This window comes from Steroidobacter flavus, from assembly GCF_042651805.1.
In the GTDB taxonomy this organism is placed as follows: domain Bacteria; phylum Pseudomonadota; class Gammaproteobacteria; order Steroidobacterales; family Steroidobacteraceae; genus Steroidobacter; species Steroidobacter flavus.
This window is the reverse complement of sequence record NZ_JBHSDU010000014.1, coordinates 1,188,520-1,200,868: the sequence shown is the minus strand read 5'-3', so window position 1 is coordinate 1,200,868 and position 12,349 is coordinate 1,188,520. Positions and strand designations below refer to the sequence as shown.

The window sequence follows — 12,349 nt, the reverse complement described above, 5'->3', positions numbered from 1 at the left end:
GCGTCAGTGATGGCCGAAGGGCGACGACGTGCCCGGCAGCCATGGGTCGTGCGTTTCCTTCTGGAACTTCGTCATTTCGGCGCGCATACGCTGCACGATTTCTTTATGAGCCGGGTCGTTCGCTAGATTCCGTACCTCGTTCGGATCTTTACTCAAGTCATACAGCTCCTCGGCGGGTCGATGCAGGAAGGCATCGAGCGAGCGCGATCCCAGTCCCAACGACGGCTTGGCTTCGATGGCGTGCCACGTTGCCGATGAGGCGATGTCGCCGGCGACGGGAAATGGCAACGGCGACGCCAGGTTCGCGATGTATTTGTATTGTCTGGTGCGTAGTGCGCGCATCGGGTAGTACTGGTTGATCTCGTGAAAGCCGTGTGACGCGAACACGCGATCCCAACCTGTGGGCTGGCTCTGCTCGAGAATAGCGAGCAACGATCGCCCTTGAAGCTTGTATTCCTTCGGCGCGGGCACGCCGGCCCAGTCGAGGATGGTCGGCGTGATATCGACCCAGCTCACCATGGCTTCGTTCTTCACGGCACGCTTGGTTTGTGTCGGTGAGGCGACGATCAGCGGCAAGTGGATGCCTTCGTCGTAAAGTGTCGTCTTCGCGCCAGGGAAGGGGCGGCCGTTGTCGCTCAGGAAGATGACGAGTGTGTCGGCGGCACGTCCCGATTTCTGCAACCCGTCGAGGAGCAGGCCGATGCCGCTGTCGAGACGGCTGATGGATTCGTAGTAGTCGGCCAGGTCTTTGCGGACTTCAGGGACATCGGGGAGATGCGCGGGCAGCGGGATTTTCTTCGGGTCGTATGTGACTTTCTTGATCGAAGGCCAGTCCTGCGTGTTGCCGAAATTCTCCGCCGCGCGATGCGGATCGCTGAAGCCGACGATCATCAGGAAGGGCTTGCCGGCGCTCGCTGAGATGAACTTGCGTGCTTCGTCCGCCATGAATGCGACGTCGCGAATGCCGGGTTTCTCTGGCGCCAATTCCGCATCGAACGGGAGCGCTGACTCGGGAAGGATGTGTTTCTTGCCGACCAGCGCCGTCGTGTAGCCGGCCGCTTTGAGCATCTGAGGCAGCGTGCGAACCCAGGGCAGGTAATGCTGGTTGTGAACGTCGTGCGCGAGCCCATACATGCCATTGCTGTGCGAGTACAGGCCGCTGTAGATCACAGATCGGCTTGGGCTACAGGAGGAAACAGTAGCGAACGCGTTCGTGAACAGCGTGCCGCGAGCAGCGAGGCCGTCGAGGATTGGCGTGCGCAGGACGGTGTTTCCGTAAGCGCCGAGGTCAAGGCCCTGGTCGTCGGAGATGATCAGCAGGACGCTGCGGGGCGCCGCGGTCCCAACTGCGCTGAAGAGCGCGAGCAACAGGAGAACCCATCGAGAGTGACGCACAGCTGGCCCGCCGAGTGACCTACGACGGGCCAAGCGTAACCGACGCGAATGGCCGCCAGAATAGGGCGCTTGCGTACGCCGGGCCGGGCTCATAGCTCCCTCGGGTCGGCATCCGCTCTCCCGCCATTCGAAGCGGGGCGATGGCTGAGTTACTTATCCAGGTCGATATGCATCGAGTAGACGAAGCGATCGGCGGGGTGATAGCTCGAGGAAATCTCGAACAGCCGGTCGTTGGCGCCCATGTAACACCGCAGGATGTGCAGGCAAGGCGTCTTGCGCGGAATGCCGAGCTCGGCCGCCACTTGATTACTGACCGCCACCGCTTTGATGTTCTGAGTCACGTGCGTCATCTTCACCCGCGCCAGCTTTTCGAGCTGAGCGAAGATCGCCAGGCCGTTCGGCTTGATCTTGTCGACGACGCTTTGGAAGTCGGGATGGATGTATGCGTCTGTCAGCGCGATCGGCTCCGGTTGGCCGGGGCGAGTACGCAGGCCGCGAAAATGAAACCAACGCTCCTCGGACGGCGCGCCGACATTCGCCGCGATCTCTTTCGGCAGTGTCGTTATGCCCATCGGTGTGAACGCCGATTTGGTATCACGGGCGTATTGCAGAATTTCGCGAACGCTAGACAGTTCATACAACGAGCCGCTACGAGCCGTTGCGGGCTGAATCGTAGTGCCCGAACCGCGCGTGCGCTCGATCAAGCCCTCCAGCTGCAGGGAACGCAACGCTTCGCGCACCGTGTAACGGCTGACACCGTAGCGCTTGCAAAGCACGTTTTCGGTAGGGAATTGATCGAGGTCGCGGTAATCACCGCGCAAAATGCCTTCGCGCAGCTCGGCCGCCATCTGCTGATATTTCGGCTTGCGAACCGCGCTACGCGTCGATCTCTTGATCTTTGCTGCCAAGCCAACGCCTCCATTCGGCGAACGTGGGTGGAGTGCCACCTGCAATGAATAGTAGCAAGCTTAGCGAAACCGAGCGCCTCGCGGAGCGACTTCTGCGGCGCCACCGATGGAGTGAGGTGGGCTGGCCAGCGCACCCGCGCAGTTCGAGCGCATGGTGCGCGGCCAGCATCTCGGCAAAGCTTTGGTCCGCATCGGGCCGGACCAAGCTTAGTCAGCGTTTCACTGCGCGGCTTGCTTGTTACAAGTCACCAGCTTGTTCCAGTCGGAGAAGTAACCGTCCGGGTTACGCTCCCACGCCCACACGTGCAGCTCGTAGAAGGCAGGCAGGCCGTAGCGATTGGGCTCGCCCACGTAGTGCATCAGGTGACCGTCGACGTTCGGCGCAGTGCCCGGATGTTTGCTGGCCCAGTCGGCGGCGATCACCAGAAACTCCACGCCCACCAGCCGCATCGCGCCGTTCGGCAGCGGCTCGTAGATCAACGCTTCCGGCTCGTCGCCATCCACCTGGCCGTCGCCGACCCGTGCTGGCAATACGAAGTGCACGCCCATCGCGCCGGCGGTCGGGCCGCTGACGCACGGGGTCGCCGCGACCCAGCCCTCGTTTTGCGCCGTGCTGATGTTCTTGAAATGCGCGGTGGCCCGTTTCACTTTCTCCACGAGCGGCGCCAGGCCCTTGCCGGTCATGGGACGGTCTGAATCGTCATTACCTTGATCGTGGGCCGCGACCAGCAGCGGCAGACTCAGGATGGCAGCGGCCAGCAAAGGACGTTGGAACGAATGCATGGGGGACTCCTATTTGTGGAGACACGACGATAGGGTCCCGGGGTGCCAGTCTTATAGGGCAGACCTGCCTATATTGCGTTGGGTGCGAAGCGAGGGTGCCTACCTGACTTTGGTCGGTTGTTTCGCGGCCCGAGGGTTGGTATCCCGAGGGTCGGTTTCATTTCAGTCCGCGTTGTTGAACTTGCCAGTCGGGGTTGATGCATAGCCTGCAGCGCTCGCCCACGAACATTCCTTTGCTGACGGAGTCGTCACCTAGCAATTGCCACTTGATCCACGCGACGGCGACTTCGCCGAACGGGCCGCCGTTGTCTTCGGAGTAGGTGCCGAAATGGCCAATTGACGGGCGCACGGCGTGGAAGACCGGGATTGAGGCGGGCAGGGTTTCGAAATCGCGCAGGCCGTTGGGATGGGCGACATCCTGTGGGCCGCCGGTGACGATGAGCGCGGAGCTGTGGAGCGCGTTGAAGATCGCGGCGTTGGGCTCGAGCAGGCCGCTGTTCCAGATGCCAATGGTTGTGACTCGTTTGTCGCTGGAGGCGCCATAGGTCATGAGGCCGCCGCAGGACATGCCCATGACCGCGACTTTGCTCATGTCGATGCGGTTGAAGAAGCGATTGCCTTGTTCTTGATTGCGAGCTTCGATCCAGTCGAGCGCGGCGATTTGCGGCGTACCGTCGAGTTTGAGCGAGCTTGGCGTCGGTCGAGGCAGCGGTTCACGACGCTGTTCGGATGGCGTGCGTTTCTCGGGAATCGGCGGGCCGTCCGCGATGATCACCACGCCATGCGAGGCGATCTCCGCAAGGAACTCAGCGAAGAGCAATCCGGATTTCTTACAGGCGCCGTTGGCCCAGGTCATCACCGGGTGTTTGATTGCGCCCAGCTTCGCCGGGCGGTAGATCGTGTGGGTTGTCAGCGAGGAGTCATGCTCAACGACGACGCCGTACTGACCGGACGGCGGCTTGCCGATCAAGTCAGCCTCGACGGTGTTAACGCTTGCCGCGGCGGTCGCGGAGAGGAGCAAGCACGACAGCAACAGATGTTGGATTTTCATGTTGCTCACCAAGCCTTCCGCACACTGACAGCAAACAACCTTCCGAGCGGGCTGGCCGTCTGCGGGTCATACCCGCCGCTGATATTCACGAACGGTGGATCCTCATCCGCAACGTTCTGCACATCCAGCGCGACTGTCAGCCCCTCTGACAACTGGTCGAGCTCATAACCAAAGTGCAGATCAATCGTCTTATACGCATCGATGCCCCGTGGCACAGCGACGCCAACCTGCTCATACGAGCTCACGTAATTAACAAACGCCACCGCGCTGAACACATTCCGGCGCCAACCCAATTCCGCGCGGCCGCGGAAGCGTTGGGGGAAGTTCAAGGTGTTGAGCACGTCGACCTGCGGGGCGCCGGGGGCTTGGGACGTCGTGAGTTTGGTGAAGTAGGAGCCGTTGAAGCCGGCGCTCAGTTGGCCGCCGGCTAAATCCCAGTCGTAATTGATTGCTGCATCGAGACCTTTCGCGATCGTCTCGCCCAAGTTCTGACGCCGCCCATCTTGAATGTAAGTGACAGTCGCCGGATTGATGGCGCTGTTGATAGGCAAGCCCGATCCAAGCAGCGCAGCCACTTGCTCAGCAGTTGGATTGAGAATGCGATACGGCGCATAGATCGAATTCGTCAGCAGCCCGGCCGTGCCGCGAAGGCCGACGATTTGATTTTCATAGTCGATGCTGAAATAAGTGAGCGACGCCCGCAGGTTGGGTAGCGCTTGCGGCGTGAGCTCCAAGCCCGCGGACCATGTCGTTGCCTCTTCGGGTTTCACATCTGGATTACCGCCGGCAATGCCGATGCCTTGGCAGGTTGTGGCGGGCGGGCGGTGCGTGCAGGGCAGAGTGTCACCATACAAACCGTAACCGCCGGAGCGGGGATCGTTTTCGGCGAGGCCGGGGGCGCGAAAGGAGGTGCCCCAGCTGCCGCGAAGAGTGAGGTCGGCGAACGGGCGCCAGGTCACGCCGATCTTTGGATTGAAGGTGTCGCCGAAATCGCTGTATTCCTCGTAGCGGCCGGCGAGCGACACGCCGAGTTCTTGTCCGCTCGCAGAGTTCTTCCCGCCGATAATGGGCACGTACGCCTCTGCAAACGCGGCGCTCACGTCGCGAGAAATATTGCTCGGGACGTACACAGGCGCGACAGTGGAGCCTTGTGTAAGAAGCCCGCCAAGGCCTTCGTCACGATACTCGGCGCCAACGGCCAGGCGCACATCGCCACCGGGCAACGACCACACAGGACCATCGGCTTGTACCGCGGCGACAGTCATGTCGGTGTCGCCTTGAATGATGAACATGCCATTGCGGATTGCGGCCACGGTTGCGGGATTGGAGATGCCGCCGCCACCGAAGGGATTGAAGGCCGTCGCAGGATTAGTGCTTGCAAGCGCGGCGTTGATGCCGCCCGTCGTGGTGTTCAGATTCTGAGTACGACGCACGAAGTCTTCGCTCTTGCCATGCGCGACGTAAGTTTCCGCCTGCCAGGTAGCGGAGAGATTGAAGCGAGCGCCCAAGATCGCTTGCCACGATTCGGCTTCACCGGGGTTTTCGGGAATGCCGCCGTCGTTGGCGAAGTCATATTGAACGGTGATCGGCCCCGTGCCGCCAGTCGGGTTGACGTAGTAAGGGTTCGCGCTCGTGACCGTGAGATTCGACACGACTTGTGAATCTTTCAGGGAGAACGAGCGTTGTGAGAAGTAACCTTCGGCGAACAACGTCACTGCGTCGCCGAGATCCTGAGTGACCGAGACGAATGCGCTGGTGCGTCTCAAGTCGGGAATGATGTCGCCGCGTTTCAGGTTGTCGCACAGATTTCGAGTGTTGGCAGTGAATGACGCGGGCGTCAGGCCGGTGCCGGTCGAGTTGGCAGGAATGGCATAGGGAACGCCGCCGACCAGAATGGTGCCGGGCGCGCACTGTTGCGAGCGCAGATCGTCGCCACCGAATGGCCGCAGATCCGACGTGTAGAAATGCCGATCCTTGCCCTGGAGCGCGCTGTGATACGTGTGCTCGATCGCCGCCATCGCATGGCCGGTGCTCCAGCCGAAGCCGCCGATCTGCGCGACCGACCAATCGTAGTAGTCATCGGCGATGCCGTAGCGCGCCGACGTTTCCGCGCCGTTGAAATCGCGCCTCGGTACCAGATTCACTACGCCGGTCACTGCGTCGGAGCCATAGATCGCAGAGCCGCCGTCCGCCACCACTTCGAGACGTTCGATGGCGATGGAGGGAATGACCGATGCGTCGGTGAATTGACCTTGCGTCCCGGCCGGCGGCATGCGGCGGCCGCCGAGCAGAAGTAACGTTGCGTTCGAGCCGATGCCGCGCAAGTTCACAGCGACACCGCGTGTCGCATTCGCGGCGCCGTTCTGCGCGCCGGACGCTGTTTCGGAGGCACCGAGGCCGACGATCTGCGGCAGCTTTCTGATCAGATCGCTCGTGGTGGGGGCGCCGGTTTCGACGATGACATCGCGATCCAGTGCAATGACCGCGGACCCGGTCGGTTCCACACCGCGAATGCGGCTGCCTGTGACGACGACTTCACTCAGGCTCTCAGCAGTCGGTGTCTCGCTTTGCGCGAACACTGCTGGAGTGCCGAGCGAAGCGGCGGTGAATGCCAGCCCGAGTGCGTGATGAAGTGCGCGACGCGATGAAGCGCCGCCAGCGTGGCTCGCCATAAAATCCCCCGAGGCATCGTTGTGTGTTCGTATCGAGCGCGCAAAGTAATAACACAGAATTTATTGGCGTCGTATCGCGAAAAAAATAATTTTGTGATTTTGTATTGACGCCACGGAGGCTGAAGAAAACAATCGTCGCCGCTTCAGGGGCTCTCGCTGTCGAGCCATATGAAGTGCTTATGAAGCCATCTCCATTTGCTTATGGAGCGGCGTAAGAAATGTTTGCTGGGGGACGGTATGAAAGAATCGGTCGCGGCGTTGCTGATCTCCCTGGTCACAGCGAGTGGTGTGCACGCGGCGGATCGATCCTGCACGGCCTTGCAGGCGTTGGCATTGAAGGATATGAAGCTCACGGCGACGTTCATCGAGCCGGCGCCCCATTGGAGTGTGGAGAACGACACGCTCACTCGCGGTTCCGTTTCTGTCAGCGAGCCGTTTTGTCGCGTGCAAGGACGCATCGAGACGGAAATCGAGTTCGAGGTGTGGTTGCCGCGGCCGTCACGCTGGAACGGCAAGCATTTGGGCGTCGGTAATGGCGGCTATGCGGGCTTCATCAACTACAGCTCGCTCGCGCACGGTCTCAAGCGCGGCTACGCGACAGCGTCGACGGACACCGGTCACAAAGGCGGGCCGATGGATGCTTCGTGGGCTCTCGGTCACCCGCAACGAATCGAAGACTACGGTGGACGCGCTCAGCATCTGACGTCGGCTGCGACCAAGCAGATTCTCAAGGCGTACTACACGCGGCCCGCGCGCCATTCGTATTTCATGGGATGTTCGAATGGCGGTCAGCAGGGGCTGACCGCGGCACAGAGATATCCGGACGACTACGACGGTATCGTCTCCGGCGCGCCGGGCACGAGCTTTCCAGATATGTCCACGTACGTGATGCTCAGCGGCCGCGCGAATCGCGGTGTCGATGCGGGTCGATTGACACAGTCAGACATGGAGTTCGCGGTCGCGCGCATGGTGGCCGCTTGCGACAAGAACGATGGTGTCGAGGACGCGCTCATTGAGCACCCGCCGTCCTGCAAGTTCGATTTTGCATCGCTGACTTGCCGCGGCGCCGAGCAGGGTCAGTGTTTGAGCAAGGATCAAGTGGAGACTCTGCGCGGATTGTTCTCGCCGTTGCGGGATGCGAAGGGCAAGGAGATTTATCCGCCTCCCGCCGTTGGCACGTTGCTGCCGGTGTCCGAGCTGGAACGGCGGGGCAAGCTCGGTGCCGACATGTATCGATACGCGGTGTTTCAGGATAAGGCCTGGGACCCGGCATCGTTCGTTCTCGAGCGCGATCTGCCCATTGCACGTGAACGGTTGAAGGCGCTGATCTCCGATGATGTCGATTTGAGTCCGTTCGCCAGGAGCGACGCGCGTTTGATTTTGTATCACGGCTGGGATGACTCTGGGCCGTCGCCTTACAACAGCATCAACTACTACGAAGCCGTCAAACGAACGGTCGGCGAGCAGAAGACGGACAGTTTCTTCCGCCTGTTCATGGTGCCAGGCATGTATCACTGCCGCGGCGGACCGGGTCCGAACAGTTTCGGCAACGCCGGCGATCCGCCCGTGCTCGATGCTCAGCACGACGTGTTGATGGCGCTGGAGCAGTGGGTGGAGCGGGGCGTCGCGCCGGAACGAATCATTGCGAGCAATGTGATCGCCGGCCGGGTGGAGCGCTCGCGACCGCTGTGTCCGTATCCGAAAGTGGCTCGCTACAAAGGCACGGGCAGTATCGACGAGGCTGGGAACTTTGCATGCGTAGCGCCATGAGCCATCCCGATGACGTGCTGATCTATGCTGTCGGTGACATTGGTCCCAGCCGGCCCGATCCGGATACGTTGTTCGACTACGTGCGGCCAACGTTGCAGAAGGCGGACGTGGCATTCATGCAGTTGGAGCTGCCGGTTTCCGAGCGCGGCACGCGTTTACCTCAGGTTCGCCATACGGACCGCAGTCCGAAAGCGGCGGCGCCGGCGTTGCGACGAGCGGGCTTCACCGTTGCGTCGATGGCCGGCAATCACTGCATGGATTGGGGCGCGGACGCGATGTTCGACACCGTTCATGCGTTACGAGAGAGCGGGCTCAGCGTGGTCGGTGTCGGTGCGAATATCGCCGAGGCTCGCCGGCCGGTTATTTGTGAGGTGAAAGGAAGGCGGGTCGCGTTTCTCGCATACAGCTCTATTTTGCCTATGGGATTTTGGGCGGAGGAGAATCGCGCGGGCTGCGCGCCGATGCGGGCGTGGACCCTCTACGAGCAGGTCGAACATGACCAGCCCGGGACGCCTGCTCGGGTCCACACGTTTCCCAATCGAGAGGATCTGCAGGCACTCACCGACGACATTCGGAAGATTCGCAAGGAGGTGGACTTCGTTGCCGTGTCGTTGCACTGGGGTATTCATTTCATTCCCGGCGTGATCGCCGATTACCAGCGCGATGTCGGCCGCGCGGCCATCGATGCTGGTGCCGATGTGATTCTTGGGCACCATGCGCACATCTTGAAAGGCGTCGACGTTTACAAGGGCAAACCGATTTTTTACAGCCTGTGTAATTTTGCGATGGACTTGCACATGGATGAGAAGCACGCGCGCAGCAAGGGCTTTCGCGAGATTCAGAAGTTGCATCCGGAGTGGGAGCCGAACTTCGGCATCACCTACAACTTCCCTCCGGATTCCCGGCACAGCGCGATCGTGAAGTGCGTACTCACGCAGGGCGCGCCGGCGCGCATCAGCTTGCTGCCGGTGTTCATCGGGCCGATGTCGCAGCCGGAGATTTTGACAGCCAGCGACTCGCGATTCGAAGAGGTTCGCGCTTATTTGGAGCGGCACACCGCCAGCCAGGGTTTGAACGCGCGATATGTTGTCGCGGGCAACGAATTATTGCTTGAGGCGGTCGAATGACAGCGCGCACAGCGGCTGCAGTTCTGGTCTGCTTCGGGCGAATGACATCGCGCACGGCAGCGACAGTTCTGCTCTGCTTCGGGCGGATGGCGTCGCGCATGGCAGCTGCAGTTCCGTTCTGCGTCGGGCGGAGGACATCGCGAACGGCAGCTGCAGTTTCGTTCTGCTTCGGGCGGAGGACATCGCGCACAGCAGCCGCAGTTCTGGTCTGCTTCGGGCGGACGACATCGCGAACGGCAGCTGTGGTTCCGTTCTGCGTCGGGCGGAGGACATCGCGAACGGCAGCTGGAGTTCTGTTCTGCGTCGGGCGGAGGACATCGCGAACGGCAGCTGGAGTTCTGTTCTGCGTCGGGCGGAGGACATCGCGAACGGCAGCTGCAGTTCCGTTCTGCGTCGGGCGGGGGACATCGCACATGGCAGCTGTAGTTCTGTTCCGCGTCGGTGGCGGACATCGCGCATGGCAGCTGTAGTTCTGTTCCGCGTCGGGTGGCGGACATCGCGCATGGCAGCTGCAGTTCCGTTCTACGTCGGGCGGAGGACGTCGCGAACGGCAGCTGCAGTTCTGTTCTGCTTCGGGCGGACGACATTGCGAACGGCAGCTGTGGTTCCCAGAGTTCGGCCCATCGTCGGCGCATTGTCATCGTTTGGGCGGGGGATGCTGTGCGTCCTGAGCGCGATGTTCGCGCTGGCGGGGCAGGCGCGTGCTGAGTTGGTGATGCTCGAGGTGAGATCCACCGAGAGGGCATTTGCTGGTCGCGAGTTTGGAGCGGTCGGGCCGTACGAGCTGATTCGCGCGGTGGCGCACTATCGAGTCGATCCGGCGGCGCGAGTTAACGCGGGGTTGGTGAATATTCAGAAGGCGCCGCGTGACGCGCAGGGGCGCGTGGCGTTCGATGCGGACGTGATGATTTTGAGGCCGGTCGATCTATCGAAGGGCAATGGCCGCATGGTGTACGAGATGGTCAATCGGGGCCGTCCGTTAAGTCTCGGGCTGTTGAATCGCGCAGCCGGGCGAGGCAACTTCAGCGCCGCGACCGACGCCGGAGACGGCTTCTTGATGAACGCGGGTTTCAGCGTCGTGATGAGCGGCTGGCAGGCGGAGTATCCAGTACTCGACGCGCCGCCGATGGCAGTGGCGCTGGGCAGTCGTTTGCCGCGTCCGCCAAACTCGACCGCGCTCAGTGCTCGCTTGCCGATCGCCGAGGGTGTCGTCGCGATGACGCGCGAACAGTTCTTCGATGTTGGCGCAGACAAGACGTTCATCGGTTATCTCTCCTATCCAGCCGCCGATGTGAACGAGAAGGGAACGCTGACGATGCGCGAGCGCGACGCGGACCCGGCCGTGTCGCCGTCGGCACTCTCGTGGCGATATCTCGATCCCTGGCGCATTGAAGTGACCAAACCCGCCGGCACCAGTGCTGGCGCCTTGTACGAATTCGTCTATCGCGCCAAGGAGCCGGTAGTGTACGGACTGGCATTGGCATCGATGCGGGATCTTGTCTCTTATCTAAGATATAGCGACGCAGAACAAAATCCGTTTCGCTCGAGCATCAAAAAGGTCATCGGGTTAGGCGCATCGCAGACCGGTCGCACGCTGAAAGAGCTGGTGTCCGAGTTCAACGAAGACGAGTCAGGTCGCATCGTGCTCGACGGTGCCAACGTCGTGATCTCCGGCGCCGGCCGGAACTCGGTGAACTCAGCGTTCGCGCGACCCGGGCTCAAGGACGCGCAGCACACGAGTTGGGGATTGCGTGGCGATGAGTTTCCTTTCAGCTATCCGGTGACGCGCGATGACTTGAGCGGTCGCACCGACGGCGTGATCCGCCGTTGCTCGGCCACAAGCACCTGTCCTCGCATCATTCATATCGATTCAGAGAACGAGCTGTGGCACGGCGGCACGCTCACGTATGTGGACACGAACGGTCGCGATCTCACGATGCCAGACAACGTGCGCGTGTTCGTCTTCGCTGGCACGGAGCACACGGCGACACCTCGGCCCGGCATGAGTCCGCCGTTCTGCGCAGCCCCGGCGCCGGCGATGATCGATTGGAGTGTCTTTGCCAGAGCACTGTTCACCGCGCTCGATCGCTGGGTGACGAACGACGAAGCGCCGCCAGCGAGTCGCTATCCGACCGTGGCGCGTGGCGAGCTCGTGACCAAGGAGGCTTACAAGTTTCCGAAGTTGGCTCAGGCCACGTACGTCGGCGCGTTCTCGGCGAAGCACTATTACGACTTCAGCCAAGAGCCACCGAAGCGCATGGGCTCTTATCCACTGCTGGTACCGCAGGCTAATGAAGATGGGTTGATGATAGGCGGCGTTCGTCATCCCTTCGTGAGCGTGCCGCTGGCGACCAACGCGGGTTGGAACGTCCGCAAGCCGGGCTTCGGCGAAGGCGACCTGTGCATGGCCACGGGCTCGAGCGTGCCATTCGCTACAACTCGTCAGGATCGGATATCACATCGAGATCCACGCCTTTCAGTCGAAGAGCGCTATGCGTCCCAGGACGCGTACGTGCAAGCGGTGAAACAAGCGGCGCAAGCGCTGGTGAAGGATCGCCTGCTATTGCCCGCGGATGCGGACGCCATCGTTGCCGAAGCGGGCGACCTGTACCAGAAGGCGCTCGCGCGTCGTTGAGGATCGAG

8 protein-coding genes are annotated in these 12,349 nt (G+C 61.5%); 3 read left to right on the top strand and 5 right to left on the bottom strand.

Going from position 1 to position 12,349, the window contains the following annotated elements; all coding sequences use genetic code 11:
• Positions 1-3: 3 nt before the first annotated feature.
• The 5 genes from ACFPN2_RS27560 to ACFPN2_RS27540 all read right to left on the bottom strand — a co-directional run bounded on the left by ACFPN2_RS27560 (position 4) and on the right by ACFPN2_RS27540 (position 6,809).
• Entirely contained in the window at positions 4-1,368 is a 1,365-nt protein-coding gene (locus ACFPN2_RS27560) for a sulfatase family protein (RefSeq protein ID WP_380602636.1), read from the bottom strand.
• Between the two features lie 176 nt (positions 1,369-1,544).
• Positions 1,545-2,303: a GntR family transcriptional regulator gene (locus ACFPN2_RS27555; protein ID WP_380602634.1), complete on the bottom strand. Its 759-nt coding sequence runs from the start codon at positions 2,301-2,303 to the stop codon at positions 1,545-1,547.
• A 219-nt stretch (positions 2,304-2,522) separates the two neighbouring features.
• A complete protein-coding gene (locus ACFPN2_RS27550; protein ID WP_380602632.1) occupies positions 2,523-3,086 on the bottom strand; it encodes a hypothetical protein in 564 nt (187 codons plus the stop codon).
• Between the two features lie 157 nt (positions 3,087-3,243).
• Positions 3,244-4,137: an alpha/beta hydrolase gene (locus ACFPN2_RS27545; RefSeq protein ID WP_380602630.1), complete on the bottom strand. Its 894-nt coding sequence runs from the start codon at positions 4,135-4,137 to the stop codon at positions 3,244-3,246.
• A gap of 5 nt (positions 4,138-4,142) precedes the next feature.
• Positions 4,143-6,809, bottom strand: a complete 2,667-nt coding sequence (locus ACFPN2_RS27540; RefSeq protein ID WP_380602628.1) for a TonB-dependent receptor plug domain-containing protein — start codon at positions 6,807-6,809, stop codon at positions 4,143-4,145.
• A 237-nt stretch (positions 6,810-7,046) separates the two neighbouring features.
• Between ACFPN2_RS27540 and ACFPN2_RS27535 the strand changes: the two genes are divergently transcribed.
• The 3 genes from ACFPN2_RS27535 to ACFPN2_RS27525 all read left to right on the top strand — a co-directional run bounded on the left by ACFPN2_RS27535 (position 7,047) and on the right by ACFPN2_RS27525 (position 12,341).
• Positions 7,047-8,579, top strand: a complete 1,533-nt coding sequence (locus ACFPN2_RS27535; protein WP_380602626.1) for a tannase/feruloyl esterase family alpha/beta hydrolase — start codon at positions 7,047-7,049, stop codon at positions 8,577-8,579.
• Complete coding sequence (locus ACFPN2_RS27530; protein ID WP_380602624.1) at positions 8,564-9,706, top strand: CapA family protein; 1,143 nt, start codon at positions 8,564-8,566, stop codon at positions 9,704-9,706. Before ACFPN2_RS27535 ends, ACFPN2_RS27530 begins: the two co-directional genes overlap by 16 nt.
• Positions 9,707-10,361: 655 nt before the next feature.
• Positions 10,362-12,341 (top strand): alpha/beta hydrolase domain-containing protein, encoded by a 1,980-nt coding sequence (locus tag ACFPN2_RS27525; protein ID WP_380602622.1) that lies wholly within the window; start codon positions 10,362-10,364, stop codon positions 12,339-12,341.
• Positions 12,342-12,349 lie beyond the last annotated feature (8 nt).

Excerpts from the sequence above, each read along its gene's own strand:
- ACFPN2_RS27550 (WP_380602632.1), bottom strand. The coding sequence starts at position 3,086 with ATGCATTCGTTCCAACGTCCTTTGCTGGCCGCTGCCATCCTGAGTCTG.
- ACFPN2_RS27545 (WP_380602630.1), bottom strand. The coding sequence starts at position 4,137 with ATGAAAATCCAACATCTGTTGCTGTCGTGCTTGCTCCTCTCCGCGACC.
- ACFPN2_RS27540 (WP_380602628.1), bottom strand. The coding sequence starts at position 6,809 with ATGGCGAGCCACGCTGGCGGCGCTTCATCGCGTCGCGCACTTCATCAC.
- ACFPN2_RS27535 (WP_380602626.1), top strand. The coding sequence starts at position 7,047 with ATGAAAGAATCGGTCGCGGCGTTGCTGATCTCCCTGGTCACAGCGAGT.
- ACFPN2_RS27530 (WP_380602624.1), top strand. The coding sequence starts at position 8,564 with ATGCGTAGCGCCATGAGCCATCCCGATGACGTGCTGATCTATGCTGTC.
- ACFPN2_RS27525 (WP_380602622.1), top strand. The coding sequence starts at position 10,362 with ATGCTGTGCGTCCTGAGCGCGATGTTCGCGCTGGCGGGGCAGGCGCGT.